Consider the following 22,959-nt stretch of genomic DNA (forward strand, 5'->3'; position numbering starts at 1 on the left):
TTTTTTTCTCCTTTTTTCTTCTTCCCTCTCCTGGCCCTCCCCCCCCCCCCACCCCCCCACACCCCCCCCCCTCCCCCCCCCCCCACCCCCCCCCCCCCCCCCCCCCCACGCCGGTAACGTTTCTGCTCGTCCTGGGCGCGGGGACTAGATGTCCTCGTGCGCCACGGCGCGACGCGCATCCGCGTCGAGCACGCCCCAGCTGATCAGCTGCTCGGTCAGGACCGAGGGGGACTGGTCGTAGATGACGGCGAGGGTGCGCAGGTCGTCCTGACGGATCGACAGCACCTTGCCGTTGTAGTCCCCGCGCTGGCTCTGGATGGTCGCCGCGTAACGCTGCAGCGGGCCGGCCTTCTCGGCGGGCACGCCCGCGAGGCGCTCCAGGTCGAGGCGCAGCTTCGGCGGCGGCTCGGCCGCCCCTCCGGGAGTCGTGCCCGGCAGGAGTTCCTGCACCGGCACCCCGTAGAAGTCCGCCAGCTCGGCGAGGCGCTGGACGGTGACGGCGCGGTCCCCGCGCTCGTACGATCCGACCACCACGGCCTTCCACCGGCCCTGGGACTTCTCCTCGACACCATGGAGGGAGAGGCCCTGCTGGGTGCGGATGGCGCGGAGCTTGGCCCCGAGCTGTTTGGCGTATTCGCTGGACATAACGCTCCCGGACGCTGTGACGCTGTGACGACATGGACGCTGACGACATGGACCACGTGCGGCTCCGCCGCGCGGCTGGTAACTCACTGTGAGGTTACGCAGCGTTACTTGGATGCGTCAAGCCGAATGCTGTCCGACGCCCACGTACGAGGGGCCGGCACAGGCCCGGTGCCGGTTCCCCGCCAGGGTCCTGGTACCGTGGGAGACGTACATCAGACGTCCTTTAAGGTCCGTCCCGTGAGGCGGAGAAGGAGGTCCTTTTCATGGACGCTCAGGCTGCTCAGAACGTCGATGCCCAGGGCATCGAGGCGATGCGCCCCGTGCTCGAGGCACAGGACATCGCGCGGGTACTGACCCGCATCGCCCACGAGATCGTCGAACGCGCCAAGGGCGCCGACGACGTGGTGCTCCTCGGCATTCCCACCCGCGGTGTGTACCTCGCCCGCCGGCTGGCCGCCAAGCTCGAAGAGATCACCGGCACGAAGATCCCGGTCGGCTCCCTCGACATCACCATGTACCGCGACGACCTGCGGATGAAGCCCGCCCGCGCGATCGGCCGCACCGAGATCCCCGGCGACGACATCGACGGACGCCTCGTCGTCCTCGTCGACGACGTGCTCTTCTCCGGCCGCACCATCAGAGCCGCCCTCGACGCACTGGGCGACCTCGGCCGCCCCCGCGCCGTACAGCTCGCGGTCCTCGTCGACCGCGGCCACCGCGAGCTCCCGATCCGCGCCGACTACGTCGGCAAGAACCTCCCCACGTCGCTGCGGGAGACCGTAAAGGTCCAGCTCCAGGAGGAGGACGGCCGAGACGCCGTGCTGCTCGGCCAGCGGACCGACACGGCCGCCGGGCAGTAGCCCGTACGAGTGAGGGGCCCCGAACGCGGGGGCCCGTGCGCGAGCCTGCCTGCCGGGCCGCACTCCGACCCGTCCGCCGCTCTGACCTCCCCACCGCTCTGACCTCGCCACTGCTCTGACCTCACCGACTTACGGAGCACCCTGATGAAGCGCCACCTCATCTCGGCCGCCGATCTCACGCGCGACGACGCCGTCCTCATCCTCGACACCGCCGAGGAGATGGCACGCGTCGCGGACCGGCCGATCAAGAAGCTGCCCACCCTGCGCGGCCTCACGGTCGTCAACCTCTTCTTCGAGGACTCGACCCGCACCCGGATCTCCTTCGAGGCGGCCGCCAAGCGGCTCTCCGCCGACGTCATCAACTTCTCCGCCAAGGGCTCCTCGGTCTCCAAGGGCGAGTCCCTGAAGGACACCGCGCTGACCCTCGAGGCCATGGGCGCGGACGCGGTCGTCATCCGCCACCACGCCTCCGGCGCCCCCTACCGGCTCGCGACCTCCGGCTGGATCGACTCCGCCGTCGTCAACGCCGGCGACGGCACCCACGAGCACCCCACCCAGGCCCTGCTGGACGCCTTCACCATGCGCCGCCGCCTGGTCGGCCGCGACGCCGGCCTCGGCAAGGACCTGAACGGCCGCCGCATCACCATCGTCGGCGACGTCCTGCACAGCCGGGTCGCCCGCTCCAACGTCCAGCTGCTCCACACGCTCGGCGCCGAGGTCACCGTGGTGGCCCCGCCCACCCTGGTCCCGATCGGCGTCGAGAGCTGGCCCTGCGAGGTCTCGTACAACCTCGACGAGGTGCTGCCGAAGTCCGACGCGGTCATGATGCTGCGTGTGCAGCGCGAACGCATGAACGCCGCCTTCTTCCCGACCGAGCGCGAGTACTCCCGCCGGTACGGGCTCGACGGCGACCGCATGGCCAAGATGCCCGAGCACGCCATCGTCATGCACCCCGGGCCGATGAACCGCGGCATGGAGATCACCGCCGAGGTCGCCGACTCCGACCGCTGCACCGCCGTCGAGCAGGTCGCCAACGGCGTCTCCACCCGGATGGCCGTCCTGTACCTGCTGCTCGGAGGTTCCGAGCCCGCCGTCACCACCACCAGCACGCCCCGTATCGAGGAGAGCAAGTAATCATGAGCAAGATCCTGATTCGTGGGGCGAAGGTACTCGGCGGCGAGGCGCAGGACGTCCTGATCGACGGCGAGACCATCGCAGAGGTCGGAACCGGGCTGTCCGCCGAGGGCGCGACCGTCATCGAGGCCGAGGGCCAGGTCCTCCTCCCCGGCCTCGTCGACCTGCACACCCACCTGCGCGAGCCGGGCCGCGAGGACTCCGAGACCGTCCTGACCGGCACCCGTGCCGCGGCCTCCGGCGGCTACACCGCCGTCTTCGCCATGGCGAACACCTTCCCCGTCGCCGACACCGCCGGCGTCGTCGAGCAGGTCTGGCGGCTCGGCAAGGAGTCCGGCTACTGCGACGTGCAGCCCATCGGCGCCGTCACCGTGGGCCTCGAGGGCAAGCAGCTCTCCGAGCTGGGCGCCATGCACGAGTCGGCCGCCCGCGTCACCGTCTTCTCCGACGACGGCAAGTGCGTCGACGACGCCGTGATCATGCGCCGCGCCCTGGAGTACGTGAAGGCCTTCGGCGGCGTCGTCGCCCAGCACGCCCAGGAGCCCCGCCTGACCGAGGGCGCCCAGATGAACGAGGGCGTCGTCTCCGCCGAGCTGGGTCTGGGCGGCTGGCCGGCCGTCGCCGAGGAGTCGATCATCGCCCGCGACGTCCTCCTCGCCGAGCACGTCGGCTCCCGCGTGCACATCTGCCACCTCTCCACCGCCGGCTCCGTCGAGATCGTCCGCTGGGCCAAGTCCCGCGGCATCGACGTCACCGCCGAGGTCACCCCGCACCACCTCCTCCTCACCGACGAGCTGGTCCGCTCGTACAACGCGGTCTACAAGGTCAACCCGCCGCTGCGCACCGAGCGCGACGTGATGGCCCTGCGCGAGGCGCTCGCCGACGGCACGATCGACATCGTCGCCACCGACCACGCCCCGCACCCCCACGAGGACAAGGACTGCGAGTGGGCCGCCGCCGCCATGGGCATGGTGGGCCTGGAGACCGCGCTCTCCGTCGTCCAGCAGACGATGGTGGAGACCGGACTGCTCGACTGGGCGGGCGTCGCCGAGCGCATGTCCTTCGCCCCGGCGCGGATCGGCAGCCTGGACAACCACGGCCGCCCCGTCTCGGCAGGTGAACCCGCGAACCTGACGCTGGTCGATACCTCGTACCGTGGTGTCGTGGACCCCGCACACTTCGCCTCCCGCAGCCGCAACACGCCTTACGAGGGCCGTGAGCTGCCGGGTCGCGTCACTCACACCTTCCTGCGGGGCCGGGCAACGGTCGTGGACGGGAATCTGGCGTGACACCTGCAGTAATCCAACTGGCCGCCGAGGCCGCCGAACGACGGTCGGCGGAGGTGACGGACTTTGGCGCACGCATCGCGTGGGTGATCGGTCTGCTCGTCTTCATCGCGTTCGTGTACTGGCTGATGCGGCAGGGCTGGAAATGGCGCGGCGCCCTGCAGAACGATCTGCCGGAGCTGCCCGCCGCCCCCGGCGGTCTCCCCGAGCACCGGCTGGCCCTGACCGGCCGGTACCACGGGTCCACCACCGCCGGGCAGTGGCTCGACCGGATCGTCGCCCACGGTCTGGGCGTCCGCAGCCGGGTCGAGCTGACGCTGACCGACGCGGGCCTCGACGTGGTCCGTCCGGGTGCCACCGACTTCTTCGTACCGGCCGCGCAGCTGCGCGGCGCCCGCCTCGACAAGGGAATCGCGGGCAAGGTACTCACCGAGGGCGGTCTCCTCGTCGTCACCTGGGCGCACGGCGACAAGCTGATCGACTCCGGATTCCGCTCCGACCGCGCGGCCGAACACGCCGCCTGGGTCGAAGCACTCAATCTCATGAACCAATCCATCACGACGGAAGGCGCCGAACGATGACGACCTCCACCAGGGGAGCAGCCAAAGCTCCCGCCGTACTCGTCCTGGAGGACGGTCGGATCTTCCGCGGCCGCGCCTACGGCGCTGTGGGGGAGACCTTCGGCGAGGCCGTGTTCTCCACCGGCATGACCGGCTACCAGGAGACCCTCACCGACCCGTCGTACCACCGGCAGGTCGTCGTGATGACCGCCCCGCACGTGGGCAACACCGGCGTCAACGACGAGGACCCCGAGTCCTCCCGCATCTGGGTCGCCGGGTACGTCGTACGCGACCCCGCCCGCGTCCCGTCCAACTGGCGCTCGCAGCGCTCGCTGGACGAGGAGCTGGTCAAGCAGGGCGTCGTCGGCATCTCCGGCATCGACACCCGCGCGCTGACCCGTCACCTGCGCGAGCGCGGCGCCATGCGCGTCGGCATCTTCTCGGGCGAGGCCTGGGCGCACGTCCGCGACGAGGCGCTGCTGGCGAAGGTCCAGGCCTCCCCGCAGATGAAGGGCGCGAACCTCTCCGCCGAGGTCGCCACCAAGGAGACGTACGTCGTCCCCGCCATCGGCGAGAAGAAGTTCACCGTCGCGGCCGTCGACCTCGGCATCAAGGGCATGACCCCGCACCGGATGGCCGAACGCGGCATCGAGGTGCACGTGCTGCCCGCCACCGCCACGGTCGAGGACGTCTACGCGGTCCAGCCGGACGGCGTGTTCTTCTCCAACGGCCCGGGCGACCCGGCCACCGCCGACCACGCGGTCTCCGTCATGCAGGGCGTGCTCGCCCGCAAGACCCCGCTCTTCGGCATCTGCTTCGGCAACCAGATCCTGGGCCGCGCGCTCGGCTTCGGCACGTACAAGCTGAAGTACGGCCACCGCGGCATCAACCAGCCGGTGCAGGACCGCACCACCGGCAAGGTCGAGATCACCGCGCACAACCACGGCTTCGCCGTCGACGCGCCGCTCGACAAGGTCTCCGAGACCGCCTACGGCCGCGCCGAGGTCTCCCACGTCTGCCTCAACGACAACGTCGTGGAAGGCCTCCAGCTGCTCGACCAGCCGGCCTTCTCCGTCCAGTACCACCCCGAGGCGGCCGCCGGCCCGCACGACGCCGCGTACCTCTTCGACCGCTTCGTATCTCTGATGGAGGCCGAGCGTGCCTAAGCGCACCGATATCCAGTCCGTCCTGGTCATCGGCTCCGGCCCGATCGTCATCGGACAGGCCGCCGAGTTCGACTACTCCGGCACCCAGGCCTGCCGCATCCTCAAGGCCGAGGGCCTGCGGGTCATCCTGGTGAACTCCAACCCGGCGACGATCATGACCGACCCGGAGATCGCCGACGCCACGTACGTCGAGCCGATCACCCCCGAGTTCGTCGAGAAGATCATCGCGAAGGAGCGCCCCGACGCGCTGCTCCCGACCCTCGGCGGCCAGACCGCGCTCAACACCGCCATCTCCATGCACGAGCAGGGTGTACTGGAGAAGTACGGCGTCGAGCTCATCGGCGCCAACGTCGAGGCCATCAACAAGGGCGAGGACCGCGACCTCTTCAAGGGCGTCGTCGAGGCAGTCAAGGCCAAGATCGGATACGGCGAGTCCGCCCGCTCGGTCATCTGCCACTCGATGGACGACGTCATCAAGGGCGTCGACACCCTCGGCGGCTACCCCGTCGTCGTCCGCCCCTCCTTCACCATGGGCGGCGCCGGCTCCGGCTTCGCCCACGACGAGGACGAGCTGCGCCGCATCGCCGGCCAGGGCCTCACGCTCTCCCCGACCACCGAGGTGCTCCTGGAGGAGTCCATCCTCGGCTGGAAGGAGTACGAGCTGGAGCTGATGCGCGACACCAAGGACAACGTGGTCGTCGTCTGCTCCATCGAGAACTTCGACCCGATGGGCGTCCACACCGGCGACTCCATCACCGTCGCCCCGGCGATGACCCTCACCGACCGCGAGTACCAGCGGCTGCGCGACATCGGCATCGCGATCATCCGCGAGGTCGGCGTCGACACCGGCGGCTGCAACATCCAGTTCGCGATCGACCCGGTCGACGGCCGCGTCATCGTCATCGAGATGAACCCCCGCGTCTCGCGCTCCTCGGCGCTCGCGTCGAAGGCCACCGGCTTCCCGATCGCCAAGATCGCCGCCAAGCTGGCCATCGGCTACACGCTCGACGAGGTCCCCAACGACATCACCGAGAAGACGCCGGCCTCCTTCGAGCCGTCCCTCGACTACGTCGTGGTCAAGGCCCCGCGCTTCGCCTTCGAGAAGTTCCCGCTGGCCGACGCCACCCTCACCACCACCATGAAGTCGGTGGGCGAGGCCATGGCCATCGGCCGCAACTTCACCGAGGCCCTCCAGAAGGCCCTGCGCTCCCTGGAGAAGAAGGGCTCGCAGTTCACCTTCGTCGGCGACCCCGGCGACAAGGCCGAGCTGCTGGCCACCGCGGTCCGCCCGACCGACGGCCGCATCAACACCGTCATGCAGGCCATCCGCGCCGGCGCCACCCAGGAAGAGGTCTTCGAGTCAACGAAGATCGACCCCTGGTTCGTCGACCAGCTCTTCCTGATCAAGGAGATCGCCGACGAGCTGGCCGGCGCCGAGAAGCTCGAGCCCGAGCTCCTCGCCGAGGCCAAGCGGCACGGCTTCTCCGACGCCCAGATCGCCGAGATCCGCGGCCTGCGCGAGGACGTCGTCCGCGAGGTCCGCCACGCCCTCGGCGTCCGCCCGGTCTACAAGACGGTCGACACCTGCGCCGCCGAGTTCGCCGCGAAGACCCCGTACTTCTACTCCTCGTACGACGAGGAGTCCGAGGTCGCGCCCCGCACCAAGCCCGCGGTGATCATCCTGGGCTCCGGCCCGAACCGCATCGGCCAGGGCATCGAGTTCGACTACTCCTGCGTCCACGCCTCCTTCGCACTCAGCGACGCCGGCTACGAGACCGTGATGGTCAACTGCAACCCGGAGACCGTCTCGACGGACTACGACACCTCCGACCGCCTGTACTTCGAGCCGCTGACGCTCGAGGACGTGCTGGAGATCGTCCACGCCGAGTCGCTCGCCGGCCCCATCGCCGGTGTCGTCGTCCAGCTCGGCGGCCAGACCCCCCTCGGTCTCGCCCAGGCCCTCAAGGACAACGGCGTCCCCGTCGTCGGCACCTCGCCCGAGGCCATCCACGCCGCCGAGGACCGCGGCGCCTTCGGCCAGGTCCTCGCCGAGGCCGGCCTGCCCGCCCCCAAGCACGGCACCGCGACCACCTTCGCAGGTGCGAAGGCCATCGCCGACGAGATCGGCTACCCGGTCCTCGTCCGCCCGTCCTACGTGCTCGGCGGCCGCGGCATGGAGATCGTCTACGACGAGGCCCGCCTCGAGTCGTACATCGCCGAGTCCACCGAGATCTCGCCGACCCGCCCCGTGCTCGTCGACCGCTTCCTCGACGACGCCATTGAGATCGACGTCGACGCCCTCTACGACGGCACCGAGCTCTACCTCGGCGGCGTCATGGAGCACATCGAGGAAGCCGGCATCCACTCCGGCGACTCCGCCTGCGCCCTGCCCCCGATCACCCTCGGAGGCTTCGACATCAAGCGGCTGCGCGCCTCCACCGAGGCCATCGCCAAGGGCGTCGGAGTCCGCGGCCTGATCAACATCCAGTTCGCGATGGCGGGTGACATCCTCTACGTCCTGGAGGCCAACCCGCGCGCCTCCCGCACCGTCCCCTTCACCTCGAAGGCGACCGCGGTCCCGCTCGCGAAGGCCGCCGCCCGCATCTCGCTCGGCACCACCATCGCCGAGCTGCGCGAAGAGGGCATGCTGCCGAAGACCGGCGACGGCGGCACCCTGCCGCTCGACGCGCCGATCTCCGTCAAGGAGGCCGTCATGCCGTGGTCGCGCTTCCGCGACATCCACGGCCGCGGCGTCGACACCGTCCTCGGCCCGGAGATGCGCTCCACCGGCGAGGTCATGGGCATCGACTCGGTCTTCGGCACGGCGTACGCGAAGTCGCAGGCCGGTGCCTACGGCCCGCTGCCCACCAAGGGCCGCGCGTTCATCTCCGTCGCCAACCGCGACAAGCGCTCGATGATCTTCCCGGCGCGCGAGCTGGTCGCCCACGGCTTCGAGCTCATGGCCACCTCCGGCACCGCCGAGGTGCTGCGCCGCAACGGCATCAACGCCACCGTGGTCCGCAAGCTCAGCGAGGGCGAGGGCCCGAACGGCGAGAAGACCATCGTCCAGCTGATCCACGACGGCCAGGTCGACCTGATCGTCAACACGCCGTACGGCACCGGCGGCCGCCTCGACGGCTACGAGATCCGCACGGCGGCCGTGGCGCGCAGCGTCCCGTGCCTGACCACGGTCCAGGCGCTCGCCGCGGCCGTCCAGGGCATCGACGCGCTCAACCACGGCGGCGTGGGCGTCCGCTCGCTCCAGGAGCACGCGGAGCACCTGACCGCGGCCCGCGACTAGCAGCCCGTACAGGGGAGGGGGACACCGGATTCGCGCAAGCGACGGGTGTCCCCCTCTTCATGAGCGCACAAGGGATCTTCTCGACATGTACAAACTCTTCTTCGACCTCGTCTTCAAGCGGATGGACCCGGAGCAGGCCCACTACCTGGCCTTCCGCTGGATCCGGCTCGCGGCCCGCACCCCGGTGCTGCGCACCTTCGTGGCGGCGGCCCTGGCCCCGCGCCACAAGGAGCTGCGCACCGAGGCGCTCGGGCTGCGCATGCACGGCCCGTTCGGCCTCGCCGCGGGCTTCGACAAGAACGCCGTCGCCATCGACGGCATGTCCATGCTCGGCTTCGACCACATCGAGATCGGCACGGTCACGGCGCAGGCACAGCCGGGCAACCCCAAGAAGCGGCTGTTCCGGCTCGTGCCGGACCGCGCGCTGATCAACCGGATGGGCTTCAACAACGAGGGCTCCGCGGCAGTGGCGGCCCGCCTGGCGGCCCGCGTACCCGTTTTCAGGACGGTCGTGGGCGTCAACATCGGCAAGACGAAGGTCGTGCCGGAGGAGGAGGCGGTGGCGGACTACGTCGCCTCCACCGAGCGCCTGGCCCGCCACGCGGACTACCTGGTCGTGAACGTCTCCTCGCCGAACACGCCGGGCCTGCGCAACCTGCAGGCCACCGAGTCCCTCCGGCCGCTCCTGACGGCCGTACGGGAGGCCGCGGACCGCACGGTGACCGACCGCCGGGTCCCGCTCCTGGTGAAGATCGCGCCGGACCTCGCGGACGAGGACGTGGACGCGGTCGCGGACCTCGCCCTGGAGCTGGGCCTGGACGGCATCATCGCGACGAACACCACCATCGCGCGGGAGGGCCTGGGCCTGAAGTCCGCCCCGTCCCTCGTGAAGGAGACCGGAGGCCTGTCCGGCGCCCCGGTCAAGGAGCGCTCCCTGGAGGTCCTGCGCCGCCTGTACGCCCGTGTGGGCGACCGTCTGGTGCTGGTGGGCGTCGGGGGCATCGAGAACGCCGAGGACGCCTGGCAGCGGATCCTGGCCGGCGCGACCCTGATCCAGGGGTACAGCGCGTTCATCTACGAGGGCCCGTTCTACGCCCGCGCCATCCACAAGGGCCTGGCCGCGCGCCTGGCCGTCAGCCCGTACGCGACCCTCGCCGAGGCCGTCGGCGCCGAAACCCGAAAGGCCGCCCAGTGACCGAGACCCCCGTGACCGAGACCGCCGTGACCCCCTTCGGCACCCGTCTGCGCGCGGCGATGGACTCCCGCGGCCCGCTGTGCGTGGGCATCGACCCGCACGCGGCCCTCCTGTCGTCCTGGGGTCTGAACGACGACATCGCGGGCCTGGAGAAGTTCTCCCGCACGGTCGTCGAGGCACTCGCCGACTCGGTGGCCGTCTTCAAGCCGCAGGCGGCCTTCTTCGAGCGCTTCGGCTCGAAGGGCATCGCGGTGCTGGAGCAGACCGTGGCCGATGCGCGGGCTGCGGGCACGCTCGTCCTCATGGACGCGAAGCGCGGTGACATCGGCTCGACGATGGCCGCGTACGCGCAGGCGTTCCTCTCGCCGTCCTCGCCGCTGTTCTCCGACGCCCTGACCGTGTCCCCGTACCTGGGCTACGGCTCGCTGCAGCCGGCGGTGGAACTCGCCCGCCGCTCGGGCGCCGGTCTCTTCGTGCTCGCGCTCACCTCGAACCCGGAGGGAGCCGAGGTCCAGCGCGCGGTGCGCGAGGACGGCCGCACGATCGGCGCGACGATGCTCGGCCACCTCGCGGCGGAGAACGCGGGCGCGGCGCCGATGGGCTCCTTCGGGGCCGTGGTCGGCGCCACGCTGGGCGACCTGTCGTCCTTCGACCTGGACATCAACGGGCCGCTGCTGGCGCCCGGCATCGGTGCGCAGGGCGCGACGGCGGCCGATCTGCCGGCGGTCTTCGGCGCGGCGGTCCGCAACGTGGTCCCGAACGTGTCGCGGGGCGTGCTGAAGCACGGTCCGGACGCCGCGGCCCTGCGCGCCTCGGCCACCCGGTTCGCGGACGAAATCCGCGAGGCGGTCTCCGTCTGAGGCCGTTCGGGAGTGCCGCCGGGCGGCCCGGCCGCACCGCACGTCGCACGGTCTGACGAAATTCGAACGTCTTTCACCGGACAAAACCGGGGTGTTTTGTCCGTGATGTACGGTTCAGTGGAGGCTGACCAGGACTTTTCGTCCGTTCTCGCTGACTGGAGCGGCCTTGGCCGCTAGTCTCCGATCAGAGTGAACGAGCAGCGAACGAGTTCCACCGCTGTTCGGGCATTCGCCTGGTGTGGCGCCCTAGGGTTCCCCACCGGTCCGTATCCGACAGTTCGACATCCGAGGTGACGTAGGCGTGGCTCTTCCGCCCCTTACCCCTGAACAGCGCGCAGCCGCGCTCGAAAAGGCCGCCGCGGCTCGCCGGGAGCGGGCCGAGGTGAAGAATCGACTCAAGCACTCCGGCGCCTCGCTCCAAGAGGTCATCAAGACGGGCCAGGAGAACGACGTCATCGGCAAGATGAAGGTCTCCGCCCTGCTGGAGTCCCTGCCTGGCGTGGGCAAGGTCCGCGCCAAGCAGATCATGGAGCGCCTCGGCATCTCCGAGTCCCGGCGTGTCCGAGGTCTCGGTTCCAACCAGATCGCGTCTCTGGAGCGTGAGTTCGGCACTCCTGCCGGCTGACGCGTTGCCTGAAGTTCTCCCGGCGTTCTCAGGCAGTCCCGAGAACCTGGATAATCGCTCTATGGCAGCAGAGGTTCGTCCGCGGCTGACCGTGCTCTCCGGCCCTTCGGGGGTCGGCAAGAGCACGGTCGTCGCGCATATGCGCAAGGTCCACCCCGAGGTATGGCTCTCGGTGTCGGCCACCACCCGCAAGCCGCGGCCCGGTGAGCGACACGGAGTCCACTACTTCTTCGTCAACGACGACGAGTTCGACAAGCTGATCGCCAACGGCGAGCTGCTGGAGTGGGCCGAGTTCGCGGGCAACCGCTACGGCACACCGCGCGGCGCGGTGGTGGAGCGACTCGAGAACGGCGAGCCCGTTCTCCTGGAGATCGACCTCCAGGGCGCGCGACTCGTCCGCGAGTCGATGCCCGAAGCTCAACTCGTCTTCCTGGCGCCGCCGAGCTGGGACGAGCTGGTCCGCCGGCTCACCGGCCGCGGCACCGAATCACCCGAGGTCATCCAGCGCAGGCTGGAGACCGCCAAGGTCGAACTCGCTGCCGAGTCCGAGTTCGACACCACCCTGGTGAACACCTCCGTCGAGGACGTGGCGCGTGAGCTGCTAGCCTTGATGGAAGTTGTTTGATCGTTGATCGATGTTCCATCGATTGATGCTTGATCTTTCACCCATCTTCGGAAGGTAGAGCGTGTCCTCTTCCATCACTGCGCCCGAGGGCATCATCAACCCGCCGATCGACGAGCTGCTCGAGGCCACGGACTCGAAGTACAGCCTCGTGATCTACGCGGCCAAGCGCGCGCGTCAGATCAACGCGTACTACTCGCAGCTCGGTGAGGGCCTGCTCGAGTACGTCGGCCCGCTGGTGGACACCCACGTCCACGAGAAGCCGCTTTCGATCGCGCTGCGCGAGATCAACGCGGGTCTGCTGACCTCCGAGGCCATCGAGGCCCCGGCTCAGTAAGGCACCTGGCATTCCTTTCACCACAGGCCCGGCAGAACATCTGCCGGGCCTGTGGTGTGTCATAGACAGGTACGACGATCAGCCGAAGGGGCGTGTGTGGTGGGTAAGCCGAAGGTCGTGCTCGGAGTCAGCGGCGGGATCGCCGCGTACAAGGCGTGCGAGCTGCTGCGCCGGCTGACCGAGTCCGGACACGACGTACGGGTGGTGCCCACGGCGGCATCCCTGAATTTCGTGGGCGAGGCCACCTGGGCCGCGCTGTCCGGCAACCCGGCCGGGACCGAGGTCTGGGAGACCGTCCACGAGGTCCCGCACGTGCGGATCGGACAGAGCGCCGACCTCGTCGTCGTCGCCCCGGCCACCGCGGACATGCTCGCCAAGGCCGCCCACGGCCTCGCCGACGACCTCCTCACGAACACCCTGCTCACCGCGCGCTGCCCGGTGGTCTTCGCCCCCGCCATGCACACCGAGATGTGGGAGCACCCCGCCACCCAGGAGAACGTGGCGACGCTGCGCCGCCGCGGCGCCCTCGTCATCGAGCCCGCGGTCGGCCGGCTCACCGGCAAGGACACCGGCAAGGGGCGGCTGCCCGACCCCGAGGAGATCTACGAGGTGTGCCGAAGGGTCCTGGCGCGCGGCGTGGCCGAGCCCGACCTGGCCGGCCGGCACGTGGTGATCAGCGCGGGCGGCACGCGGGAGCCGCTCGACCCGGTCCGCTTCCTCGGCAACCGCTCCTCCGGCAAGCAGGGCTACGCGCTGGCCCGCACGGCCGTCGCCCGCGGGGCCCGGGTCACCCTCGTGGCGGCCAACACCGCGCTGGCCGACCCGGCCGGGGTGGACGTCGTACGGGTCGGGACGGCCGTACAGCTGCGCGAGGCGGTCCTCAAGGCGGCGGCGGACGCCGACGCCGTGGTGATGGCCGCGGCCGTGGCCGACTTCCGCCCGGCCGAGTACGCGGACGGCAAGATCAAGAAGAAGGACGGGCAGGATCCGGCGCCCGTGGCGCTCGTCCGCAACCCCGACGTCCTCGCGGAGATCTCGGCCGACCGGGCCCGGGAGGGCCAGGTCGTGGTCGGTTTCGCCGCCGAAACTGACAATGTCCTCGCGAACGGCCGGACCAAATTGCTCCGCAAGAGGTGTGATCTTCTCGTCGTGAACGAGGTGGGCACATCCAAGACCTTCGGTTCCGAGGAGAACGAGGCTGTGATCCTTGCCTCTGATGGGGCCGAGACCCCGGTTCCCTATGGACCGAAGGAAGCGCTGGCCGAAGTGATTTGGGACCAGGTCGCCCCGCGACTCGCTCCCCGACGCGCCTGAGCGACGGCTCTTCTCGTAGCCGATTCCATGAGCCAGAATGGAGTGCCGCAGGTCACATGGCTCCCATAGGGCGAGACAGGTGGTCCGGCAAACGGTGGCGACCGATAAACTGCATTCGGAACGTGATCGGGCGCAGCCCCCGGTGTGGTTCCGCCAAATGATCAGCCAGCAGCCGCTGCAACCCCAGGGAGCGTTGTGTCCCGTCGCCTGTTCACCTCGGAGTCCGTCACCGAGGGTCACCCCGACAAGATCGCTGACCAGATCAGCGACACGATCCTCGACGCACTTCTCACCGAGGACCCGACCTCGCGTGTGGCCGTGGAGACCCTCATCACCACCGGTCTCGTCCACATCGCCGGTGAGGTGACGACGAAGGCCTACGCGCCGATCGCGCAGCTCGTCCGCGACAAGATCCTCGAGATCGGCTACGACTCGTCCAAGAAGGGCTTCGACGGCGCCTCCTGCGGCGTCTCGGTGTCCATCGGCGCGCAGTCCCCGGACATCGCGCAGGGTGTCGACACCGCGTACGAGAAGCGCGTCGAGGGCGACGAGGACGAGCTCGACAAGCAGGGCGCCGGCGACCAGGGCCTGATGTTCGGCTACGCGTGCGACGAGACCCCCGAGCTCATGCCGCTCCCGATCCACATCGCGCACCGGCTCTCGCGCCGCCTGTCCGAGGTCCGCAAGAACGGGACCATCCCGTACCTGCGCCCCGACGGCAAGACCCAGGTCACCATCGAGTACGACGGCGACAAGGCCGTCCGCCTCGACACGGTCGTCGTGTCCTCGCAGCACGCCTCGGACATCGACCTGGACTCGCTGCTCGCCCCGGACATCCGCGAGTTCGTCGTCGAGCACGTGCTCAAGGAGCTCGTCGAGGACGGCATCAAGCTCGACACCGACGGCTACCGCCTGCTGGTCAACCCGACCGGCCGCTTCGAGATCGGCGGCCCGATGGGCGACGCCGGCCTGACCGGCCGCAAGATCATCATCGACACGTACGGCGGCATGGCCCGCCACGGCGGCGGCGCCTTCTCCGGCAAGGACCCGTCCAAGGTCGACCGCTCCGCCGCGTACGCGATGCGCTGGGTCGCCAAGAACGTGGTCGCCGCCGGCCTCGCCTCGCGCTGCGAGGTCCAGGTCGCGTACGCCATCGGCAAGGCCGAGCCGGTGGGTCTGTTCGTCGAGACCTTCGGCACCGCCAAGGTCGAGGTCCAGAAGATCGAGGACGCGATCGGCCAGGTCTTCGACCTCCGCCCGGCCGCGATCATCCGCGACCTGGACCTGCTGCGCCCGATCTACGCCCAGACCGCCGCGTACGGCCACTTCGGCCGCGAGCTGCCGGACTTCACCTGGGAGCGCACCGACCGCGTGGACGCGCTGCGCACGGCTGCCGGCCTGTAAGAGCGCACTCCGCCGCACCGCGGACACGTACGGCCCCGGACCCCGGTCCGGGGCCGTATTGCGTTGATCGGCCGGCGCCCCGGTGCCTATGCTGCTCCTGCCCTCCCGGTGCGCGGGGTGACGGCTTCATCTGGAGCCGGGCGCGAGCCCGGCGTTGAAGGACGGTTCCACCCGCCGCCGCCCGCCCTGATCTCGGGAGGGCGCCCACTGTCGGTGGCGTTTGGTATGAATGCTGCTGTGAGCAGGGACAACGGCGAGAGCGAAACCGAGGCGGGCGGCCCGCCGGAGCAGCTCGCGCTGATGCGGGAGATGGTCGCCGAGGCGAAGGCCAAGGCCCCCAAGGCCAAGCCGCGCACCTGGCGCGGCGCAGCCCTCGCCAAGGAGCTGCCGGTCGCCCGGATCCTCGTCAACAAGGGCGTCCTCCACCTCGACCAGCTCTGGGACTACGCCGTCCCCGAGGAGCTCTCCGAGGCGGCACAGCCCGGAGTCCGCGTCCGGGTCCGCTTCGGGGCCGGCTCCCACCAGGTCCACGGCGGCCGCCGCGAGGGCGGCGGCCTCATCGACGGATTCGTCGTCGAGCGCCGCGCCGAATCCGACTACAACGGTGCACTGGCCGCCCTCGCCCACGTCGTCTCGCCCGAGGTCGTGCTCACCCCGGGCATGCTGGCCCTGGCCCGGGCCGTCGCCGACCGGTACGCCGGCAGCCTGGCCGACGTGCTCCAGCTCGCCCTGCCCCCGCGCAACGCGCGCGCCGAGGCCAAGCCCTCACCCGAGCCGCTGCCCGCGCCCGCCGCACCCGAACCGGGCGGCTGGGCGCGGTACGGCTCCGGCCCCGCCTTCCTGCGGGCCCTCGCCACCGGCGGCGCCCCGCGCGCCGTCTGGACCGCCCTGCCCGGCCCCGGCTGGGCCGACGAGCTGGCCCGGGCCATGGCCGCCACTCTCGCCTCCGGCCGCGGCGCCCTCGCCGTCCTGCCCGACGGGCGCACCGCAGCCCGGGTCGACGCCGCGCTGACCGCCCTGCTCGGCGAGGGGCGGCACGCGCTGCTGACCGCCGAATCGGGCCCAGAGAAGCGCTACCGCCAGTGGCTCGCCGTGCACCGCGGCTCGGTACGGGCCGTCATCGGCACCCGGGCCGCGATGTTCGCGCCCGTACGGGACCTCGGGCTGGTCGCCGTCTGGGACGACGGCGACTCCAGCCACAGCGACGACAACGCGCCGTTCCCGCACGTACGGGAGGTGCTCGAGCTGCGGGCCGTCGGGGACGGCTGCGCATTCCTCGCCGGGAGCACGAGCTGCACCGTGGAGGCCGCCCAGCTGGTCGAGACGGGCTGGGCGCGGCCGCTCGTCGCCGACCGGGAGACGGTACGGGCCTGCGCGCCCCGGATCCGGACCGTGGGCGACGAACTGCTGGCCCGCGACGAGGCGGCCCGCGCCGCCCGGCTGCCGAGCCTGGCCTGGGAGACCGTACGGGAGGGGCTGAAGTCCGGGCCCGTGCTCGTCCAGGTGCCCCGGCGCGGCTATGCGCCCCGGCTGGCGTGCGAGCGGTGCCGGACCCCCGCCCGCTGCAAGGTGTGCGCGGGGCCGCTGGAGGCCCCCGACGCGCGGGACCTGCACTGCGGCTGGTGCGGACGGCAGGAGACCGCCTGGCACTGCGAGGAGTGCGGATCGTTCCGGCTGCGTGCCCAGGTGGTGGGCGCCCGGCGGACGGCCGAGGAGCTCGGACGGGCCTTCCCGGCCGTACCCGTGCGCACGTCCGGCCGTGACCACGTCCTGGACGAGGTGCCCGACCGGCCCGCGCTGGTGGTGTGCACCCCCGGAGCCGAGCCGGTCGCGGCGGGCGCCGGGTACGCGGCGGCGCTGCTGCTGGACGGCTGGGCGATGCTGACCCGGCCCGACCTGCGGGCCGGGGAGGACGCGCTGCGCCGGTGGATCGCCGCCGCCTCGCTGGTCCGCGGGGAGGGGCAGGTCGTCGTGGTCGCCGAGCCGACGCTGCGGCCCGTCCAGGCCCTCGTGCGGTGGGATCCGGTGGGCCATGCCGTACGGGAGCTCGCGGAGCGGGCCCAGCTCGGCTTCCCGCCCGTGTCCCGGATGGCGGCCGTGGCCGGCCGGGGCGAGGCGGTGGAGGCCTTCCTGGCCGGTGCCGGACTGCCGCCGGACGCGGAGGTGCTGGGCCCGGTCCCGGTGCCGGGCCGGCGCGGGGAGCCGTCGCCGGGGGAGCGGGCCCTGGTCCGCGTCCCGCCCGGCAGCGGGGCGGCGCTGGCGGCCGCCCTGAAGTCGGCCCAGGCGGCCCGGCTGGCGCGCGGAGTCCCGGCGGCGGAGGCGGTCCGGGTCCGGATCGACCCGCCGGACATCGGCTGAGGGCTGTCCCCTAATCCCTGGTGGATCGGCGCGCGGCGTCGGATGCGGTGCATCGCAAGGCGGAGGAGCGTCCTCGTACCGGATGAATCCGGGCGTTCCGACGATGCGGCGAGGTGCCGCAGCCGGCGTCGTGCGCCCGCCGGGGATCACGGGACAGCCCTTGGGCCGGGTGCAGCCGAACGCCCCCGGCGGGAACGACCGTGGGGGTCGTCCCGCCGGGGGCGGTATGCGCGTACGGCGTCCGGCCGGCCGTCGGAGGTCGGCGTCCCGGCGGCCGGCGGGGTTCAGCCGTGGCGGTGGAACCGTGCCGGATCAGCCGTTGCGGGGTCCCGGGAAGGCTGCGGAGCGTGCCGCGGCCGCGGGCTGGGACTCCTCGCGCACCGGCTGCGGCGGCACCGAGCGGGCCGCCGGGACGGTGGGCAGCGGCCCCAGGGTCCGGGTGGACGTGCCCTCGGCCAGCGGCTCCGCGGACTCCGCGGCCTGGGCCCGCCGGGCCCCGTAGCGCCGGTGCACGGCCTGCTTGGTGACGCCGAGCGCGGAACCCACCGCGTCCCACGAGAAGCCGAGCGAGCGGTCGAAGTCCACCGCTGCGGTCACCAGCGTCTCGACGCTGTCCCGCAGCTCCTGCGCGAGACGGACGGTGGGCGCGGGGGCCCGGCCATAGACGACGAAGCCCGTGGAGGGACCGGAGCGGCGCGGGCGGTACACGTTGCCGAGCTGGGCGGTGAGCGTACGCAGAGCATCCACCTGCCGGCGAACCCGCTCGATGTCCCGCACCAGGAGATGCAGGCTGGCCCGTGCTTGGGCGTCGTGGGTGGCGTGGTCGGCCATGAAGAAGCCTCTCGAACCGGTGCTGAAGAGCGGATCGGGCCGCAGACACCGTTCTCATCGCGGCCCGGTTTCGGTCAATCTCTCTTGACCAACGCGTCATACGGCACGGAAGTCACGCACCGGGGGCGTGTCGGCATATGCGAGAGGCGCGCGTGTGTGCCCACGCCCCCTGACGAGGCGTCCAGGACCCCGAACGGGCCCCGGGGGCGTCCGCCGATCGGGCCGGGCATCCCCAACGGCGCCGGGAACATAGACTGGTGCGCTGCTGACAGCCGAGATAGCGAGGTAGGACCCCAGTGAAGCTCGTCTTCGCAGGCACCCCCGAGGTCGCCGTACCCGCCCTGGACGCCCTGATCGCCTCCGGGCGCCACGAGGTCGCCGCCGTCGTCACCCGGCCCGACGCACCGGCCGGCCGCGGCCGCCGGCTCATCGCCAGCCCGGTCGCCGAGCGCGCCGAGGAGGCCGGCATCGAGGTCCTCAAGCCGGTCCGGCCCCGGGACCCGGAATTCCAGGCCCGGCTGCGCGAGATCGACCCCGACTGCTGCCCGGTCGTCGCGTACGGTGCGCTGATCCCCAAGAGCGCCCTTGAGATCCCCCGCCACGGCTGGGTCAACCTGCACTTCTCGCTGCTGCCGGCCTGGCGCGGGGCCGCCCCCGTCCAGCACTCGATCATGGCGGGGGACCAGGTCACCGGCGCCTCCACCTTCCTCATCGAGGAGGGCCTGGACACCGGACCCGTCTACGGGCACCTGACCGAGGAGATCCGGCCCACCGACACCAGCGGCGACCTGCTGACCCGCCTCGCCTTCGCCGGCGCCGGCCTGCTGGCCGCCACCATGGACGGCATCGAGGACGGCACCCTGCGCGCCGTCGGGCAGCCCGCCGACGGGATCTCGCTCGCCCCCAAGATCACCGTCGAGGACGCCCGGATCGACTGGAAGGCACCGGCGATGCGCGCCGACCGCATGGTGCGCGGCTGCACGCCCGCGCCCGGCGCCTGGACCGTCTTCCGCGGGGAGCGGCTCAAGCTGATCTCCGTCGGCCTGGTCGCCGACCGCACGGACCTGGCGCCCGGCGAGCTCGCCCCGGCCAAGAACAACGTGTACGTCGGCACCGGCTCGCACGCCGTGGAGCTGCTCTGGGTGCAGCCCCAGGGCAAGAAGCCGATGCGCGGCGCCGACTGGGCACGCGGGGTGCGGATCGCTCCCGGCGAGCGCGTCGGCGGCACGGACGTAGGCTGATCCGTACCGGCACCCCTTTCGGGACCGGCAACCCCCTTCGGGACCGGCAACCCATGCGGGCACCGTCCCGCCGTCAGCAGCACCTCGTACACCCCGTAAACCCGGAGCACCTTTCACGTGAGCGAACAGTCCCGTCCCCCGCGCAGCGACGCAGGCAAGCGGCAGGCCAAGCCGTACCGCCGTCCCAAGAAGGACCCCGTCCGGCTGCTGGCCTTCGAGGCGCTCCGGGCGGTGGACGAGCGCGACGCGTACGCGAACCTCGTCCTGCCCCCGCTGCTGCGCAAGGCCCGCCAGACCGAGGGCTTCGAGGCCCGGGACGCGGCGCTGGCCACCGAGCTGGTGTACGGGACGCTGCGTCGGCAGGGCACGTACGACGCGGTCATCAAGGCCTGCATCGACCGGCCGCTGCGGGAGGTGGACCCGCCCGTGCTGGACGTGCTCTCGCTCGGCGCCCACCAGCTGCTGGGGACCCGGATCCCCACGCACGCGGCGGTGTCGGCCAGCGTGGAGCTGGCCCGGGTGGTGCTCGGCGACGGGCGCGCCAAGTTCGTGAACGCCGTGCTGCGCAAGATCGCCGCGCACGATCTGGACGGCTGGCTCGAGCGGGTGGCCCCGCCGTACGAGGAGGACGCCGAGGAGCACCTCGCGGTCTACCACTCGCACCCGAGGTGGGTCGTCAGCGCACTGTGGGACGCGCTCGGCGGCGGCCGGGCCGGCATCGAGGACCTGCTCGAAGCCGACAACGAGCGGCCCGAGGTCACGCTCGTGGCGCGGCCCGGGCGGTCCACGCCCGAGGAACTGCTGGAGGCGGTCGGCGAGGACTCGGCGCTGCCGGGGCGCTGGTCGCCGTACGCCGTCCGGATGGCCGAGGGCGGCGAGCCCGGAGCGCTGGAGGCGGTCCGCGAGGGGCGCGCCGGCGTCCAGGACGAGGGCAGCCAGCTGGTGGCGATGGCCCTGGCCGCCGCGCCGGTCGAGGGCAGCGACGAGCGCTGGCTGGACGGATGCGCGGGCCCCGGCGGCAAGGCGGCCCTGCTGGCGGCCCTGGCGGCGCAGCGCGGGGCGTTCCTGCTGGCCTCCGAGAAGCAGCCGCACCGGGCCCGGCTCGTGGAGCGCGCCCTGGCCGGCAACCCCGGCCCGTACCAGGTCATCGCGGCGGACGGCACCCGGCCGCCGTGGCGGCCGGGCTCCTTCGACCGGGTCCTGATGGACGTCCCGTGCTCCGGCCTGGGCGCGCTGCGCCGCCGCCCGGAGGCGCGGTGGCGCCGCCGCCCCGAGGACCTGGAGGGCTTCGCCCCGCTGCAGCGCGCGCTGCTGCGGGAGGCGCTGTCGGCGGTCCGGGTGGGCGGCGTCGTGGGCTACGCGACGTGCTCCCCGCACCTGGCCGAGACCCGGGTGGTCGTGGACGACGTCCTGCGCGGCCGCGGCGCGGGCGCATCCCCGGTGGACGCCGAACTGATCGACGCCAGGCCGTACATGGCGGGCGTCCCGGCCCTCGGTGACGGCCCGGACGTCCAGCTGTGGCCGCACCTGCACGGGACGGACGCGATGTACCTGGCCCTGATCCGGCGTACCGGGTAACCCGTCCTGGCCGTCCGGGAGCCGGTCAGCGGCAGAAGGCCTTGTCCACCACGGACTCCACGCGATGGGCCGCCGCCTCGTCCTTCGCCATGGTGGTCACGGCGACGGAGACGGCGCGGCCGTCTTCGGTCGCGCCCCCGCGGGTCTCGTACCCCGGAATGTCGCCGCCGTGGCCCCAGTACACGCCGCCGCAGGAGAGCGGCCTGCTGACCAGGCCAAGCCCGTAGCGGGCCCCGGGGCCGAGGTCCTCGGCGGGCACGGTGGTGCGCATCTGGGCGAGCTGCTCGGGGGCGAGGAGGCGGCCTGCGAGCAGCGCGCCGTAGAACCGGTTGACGTCGCTGTTGGTGGAGATCAGCTGACCCGCCGCCCAGCCCCAGGCGGGGTCCATCTCCGTGTACTCCTCAAGCGGTCCGTCGGCGGTCAGGCGGTGGTAGCCCTTGGGGTGGGGCTCCTTGATGGTCCGGTACCCGGGGGCGGGGAAGTAGGTGTGGCGCAGCCCGATGCGGTCGATGACGCGCTCGGTGATCTGGTCGGCGAGCGGCCGGCCGGTGACCTTCTGGATGATCAGACCGGCGACCACGGTGTTCGTGTTGCTGTACTTCCACTGCGTACCCGGCGGGAACTCGCCCTTGTGCGCGAGGGCGGCGTCGAGGAGCTCGCGGGGTTCGACGTACCGGTACCGCAGGGCGGGGATGTCGATGTACTGGGTGTAGTTGGGCAGCCCGCTGGTGTGCTGGAGGAGTTGGCGGACGGTGATGGCGCGGCCGTCGATCCCGTCGCCGCGCAGCAGGCCCGGCAGGTAGGTCTCGACGGGGGAGTCGAGGCCGATCTTGCCCTCGCCGACCAGCTGCAGGACGACCACGGCGGTGAACGTCTTGGTGCTGCTGCCGATCCGCACCTGCCCGTCGGTCGGCACCTTCGCCCGGGTGGTCAGGTCGGCGACACCGGCGGTGTAGTTGCGGGTCCGGCCGTCGCGGTCCTTGACTCCGGCCAGCGCGGCGGGCACCCCGTCGTCGCGCACCAGGGCGCCCAGGCCCTGCTGCACGGTGTCCGGCTTGCCGGCGGCGAACGCCGCGGCGGGCGCGAGCGCGCCGAGCGCCACGACTCCGGCGGTGAGGACGGAGACGGCGGTGAGGACGCGGCGGTGGGGGCGGGGGCGGGGGGTGTGCGGGGCGTGCGGTGCGTGTCGGCCGGTGGAATCGTGCACGAGGGATCTCCTGCGGAATCAGAGGGAAAGCGGCGATTTGCCTGCCCCTCCAGCATCTCGGGATCCGATCACACGGGGTGAGCCTGGTACCACCCATCTCGGGGTGCGGGTAGCTGTATTGACCCGTACGTCCGCAGCTGACCGGGTGTCGGGGGGAGGACGGGCCGGGGGGATGCGCGGGAGCCACCCTCCCGGGGGTGGACGGGCGGGCGGAGGGGAGTAGGCGGGAGCCACGAGCTCGGCGTCGGCCCATGTATCGGGGGCGGGGTTTTGCGGGGTCTGCGTGCTCGGGGTCGGGAGGGTCGGTCGGGAGGGCGGGGGCGGGGTCTGTGGACTCGGGGTCGGGAGGGGTCCGGGGGCGTCCCGTCAGTCCACTGTCCTTCCGTGTCGTGCCGGTCCCTCAAGGGCGCTCCCTGCGGTCGCGTCGCTTCGCGA

Annotated in this window: 19 protein-coding genes; 16 read left to right on the top strand and 3 right to left on the bottom strand. The window is 71.7% G+C overall.

Annotated features, from left to right (window positions below):
* Positions 1-144: 144 nt before the first annotated feature.
* On the bottom strand, positions 145-645 hold the full coding sequence (bldD, locus tag ACZ5WG_RS37885) for a transcriptional regulator BldD (RefSeq protein ID WP_007263032.1): 501 nt from the start codon (positions 643-645) through the stop codon (positions 145-147).
* Positions 646-908: 263 nt separating this feature from the next.
* Here bldD and pyrR point away from each other — a divergent pair, with 263 nt between their 5' ends.
* From pyrR to ACZ5WG_RS37955, 14 genes are all read left to right on the top strand, one after another.
* On the top strand, positions 909-1,505 hold the full coding sequence (pyrR, locus tag ACZ5WG_RS37890) for a bifunctional pyr operon transcriptional regulator/uracil phosphoribosyltransferase PyrR (RefSeq protein WP_053786074.1): 597 nt from the start codon (positions 909-911) through the stop codon (positions 1,503-1,505).
* 144 nt (positions 1,506-1,649) lie between these two features.
* Positions 1,650-2,639 carry an aspartate carbamoyltransferase catalytic subunit gene (locus tag ACZ5WG_RS37895; protein ID WP_030294587.1) on the top strand — a complete coding sequence of 330 codons (990 nt, stop codon included), beginning with the start codon at positions 1,650-1,652 and terminating at the stop codon, positions 2,637-2,639.
* A 2-nt stretch (positions 2,640-2,641) separates the two neighbouring features.
* Positions 2,642-3,928: a dihydroorotase gene (locus ACZ5WG_RS37900; protein ID WP_468729202.1), complete on the top strand. Its 1,287-nt coding sequence runs from the start codon at positions 2,642-2,644 to the stop codon at positions 3,926-3,928.
* Complete coding sequence (locus ACZ5WG_RS37905; protein ID WP_468729203.1) at positions 3,925-4,506, top strand: PH-like domain-containing protein; 582 nt, start codon at positions 3,925-3,927, stop codon at positions 4,504-4,506. Before ACZ5WG_RS37900 ends, ACZ5WG_RS37905 begins: the two co-directional genes overlap by 4 nt.
* A complete protein-coding gene (gene carA / locus ACZ5WG_RS37910) occupies positions 4,503-5,651 on the top strand; it encodes a glutamine-hydrolyzing carbamoyl-phosphate synthase small subunit (RefSeq protein WP_468729204.1) in 1,149 nt (382 codons plus the stop codon). Before ACZ5WG_RS37905 ends, carA begins: the two co-directional genes overlap by 4 nt.
* Entirely contained in the window at positions 5,644-8,952 is a 3,309-nt protein-coding gene (gene carB, locus ACZ5WG_RS37915; protein ID WP_468729205.1) for a carbamoyl-phosphate synthase large subunit, read from the top strand. Before carA ends, carB begins: the two co-directional genes overlap by 8 nt.
* Positions 8,953-9,037: 85 nt before the next feature.
* A complete protein-coding gene (locus tag ACZ5WG_RS37920; protein ID WP_468729206.1) occupies positions 9,038-10,147 on the top strand; it encodes a quinone-dependent dihydroorotate dehydrogenase in 1,110 nt (369 codons plus the stop codon).
* Positions 10,148-10,173: 26 nt separating this feature from the next.
* The gene (gene pyrF / locus ACZ5WG_RS37925) at positions 10,174-11,007 is read left to right on the top strand and encodes an orotidine-5'-phosphate decarboxylase (RefSeq protein ID WP_468729214.1); all 834 of its coding nucleotides are present in this window, start codon (positions 10,174-10,176) and stop codon (positions 11,005-11,007) included.
* Positions 11,008-11,308: 301 nt separating this feature from the next.
* Positions 11,309-11,632 (top strand): integration host factor, encoded by a 324-nt coding sequence (locus ACZ5WG_RS37930; RefSeq protein ID WP_008740406.1) that lies wholly within the window; start codon positions 11,309-11,311, stop codon positions 11,630-11,632.
* 61 nt (positions 11,633-11,693) lie between these two features.
* The gene (gene gmk, locus ACZ5WG_RS37935; protein ID WP_030157469.1) at positions 11,694-12,257 is read left to right on the top strand and encodes a guanylate kinase; all 564 of its coding nucleotides are present in this window, start codon (positions 11,694-11,696) and stop codon (positions 12,255-12,257) included.
* A gap of 61 nt (positions 12,258-12,318) precedes the next feature.
* Positions 12,319-12,591 carry a DNA-directed RNA polymerase subunit omega gene (gene rpoZ, locus ACZ5WG_RS37940; RefSeq protein WP_004948662.1) on the top strand — a complete coding sequence of 91 codons (273 nt, stop codon included), beginning with the start codon at positions 12,319-12,321 and terminating at the stop codon, positions 12,589-12,591.
* A 99-nt stretch (positions 12,592-12,690) separates the two neighbouring features.
* Positions 12,691-13,905 carry a bifunctional phosphopantothenoylcysteine decarboxylase/phosphopantothenate--cysteine ligase CoaBC gene (gene coaBC / locus ACZ5WG_RS37945; protein WP_468729207.1) on the top strand — a complete coding sequence of 405 codons (1,215 nt, stop codon included), beginning with the start codon at positions 12,691-12,693 and terminating at the stop codon, positions 13,903-13,905.
* A 195-nt stretch (positions 13,906-14,100) separates the two neighbouring features.
* The gene (gene metK, locus ACZ5WG_RS37950) at positions 14,101-15,309 is read left to right on the top strand and encodes a methionine adenosyltransferase (RefSeq protein ID WP_266631096.1); all 1,209 of its coding nucleotides are present in this window, start codon (positions 14,101-14,103) and stop codon (positions 15,307-15,309) included.
* 237 nt (positions 15,310-15,546) lie between these two features.
* The gene (locus ACZ5WG_RS37955; protein WP_468729208.1) at positions 15,547-17,667 is read left to right on the top strand and encodes a primosomal protein N'; all 2,121 of its coding nucleotides are present in this window, start codon (positions 15,547-15,549) and stop codon (positions 17,665-17,667) included.
* Between the two features lie 312 nt (positions 17,668-17,979).
* Here the strand turns inward: ACZ5WG_RS37955 and ACZ5WG_RS37960 are convergent, their stop codons facing one another.
* On the bottom strand, positions 17,980-18,498 hold the full coding sequence (locus tag ACZ5WG_RS37960; RefSeq protein WP_468729209.1) for a hypothetical protein: 519 nt from the start codon (positions 18,496-18,498) through the stop codon (positions 17,980-17,982).
* A gap of 296 nt (positions 18,499-18,794) precedes the next feature.
* Here ACZ5WG_RS37960 and fmt point away from each other — a divergent pair, with 296 nt between their 5' ends.
* Together fmt and ACZ5WG_RS37970 are read left to right on the top strand one after the other, a co-directional pair.
* On the top strand, positions 18,795-19,739 hold the full coding sequence (fmt, locus tag ACZ5WG_RS37965) for a methionyl-tRNA formyltransferase (RefSeq protein WP_468729210.1): 945 nt from the start codon (positions 18,795-18,797) through the stop codon (positions 19,737-19,739).
* A 117-nt stretch (positions 19,740-19,856) separates the two neighbouring features.
* Positions 19,857-21,317, top strand: a complete 1,461-nt coding sequence (locus ACZ5WG_RS37970; RefSeq protein ID WP_468729211.1) for an RsmB/NOP family class I SAM-dependent RNA methyltransferase — start codon at positions 19,857-19,859, stop codon at positions 21,315-21,317.
* 25 nt (positions 21,318-21,342) lie between these two features.
* Here ACZ5WG_RS37970 and ACZ5WG_RS37975 read toward each other — a convergent pair whose 3' ends face one another.
* Positions 21,343-22,419, bottom strand: a complete 1,077-nt coding sequence (locus ACZ5WG_RS37975; RefSeq protein WP_468729215.1) for a serine hydrolase domain-containing protein — start codon at positions 22,417-22,419, stop codon at positions 21,343-21,345.
* Positions 22,420-22,959: the final 540 nt, after the last annotated feature.

This window comes from Streptomyces sp. NPDC032745 (assembly GCF_055579465.1).

Bases quoted from the DNA above. Each gene is read 5' to 3' on its own strand.
- bldD (WP_007263032.1), bottom strand. From the start codon at position 645: ATGTCCAGCGAATACGCCAAACAGCTCGGGGCCAAGCTCCGCGCCATC.
- pyrR (WP_053786074.1), top strand. From the start codon at position 909: ATGGACGCTCAGGCTGCTCAGAACGTCGATGCCCAGGGCATCGAGGCG.
- ACZ5WG_RS37895 (WP_030294587.1), top strand. From the start codon at position 1,650: ATGAAGCGCCACCTCATCTCGGCCGCCGATCTCACGCGCGACGACGCC.
- ACZ5WG_RS37900 (WP_468729202.1), top strand. From the start codon at position 2,642: ATGAGCAAGATCCTGATTCGTGGGGCGAAGGTACTCGGCGGCGAGGCG.
- carA (WP_468729204.1), top strand. From the start codon at position 4,503: ATGACGACCTCCACCAGGGGAGCAGCCAAAGCTCCCGCCGTACTCGTC.
- ACZ5WG_RS37920 (WP_468729206.1), top strand. From the start codon at position 9,038: ATGTACAAACTCTTCTTCGACCTCGTCTTCAAGCGGATGGACCCGGAG.
- gmk (WP_030157469.1), top strand. From the start codon at position 11,694: ATGGCAGCAGAGGTTCGTCCGCGGCTGACCGTGCTCTCCGGCCCTTCG.
- ACZ5WG_RS37960 (WP_468729209.1), bottom strand. From the start codon at position 18,498: ATGGCCGACCACGCCACCCACGACGCCCAAGCACGGGCCAGCCTGCAT.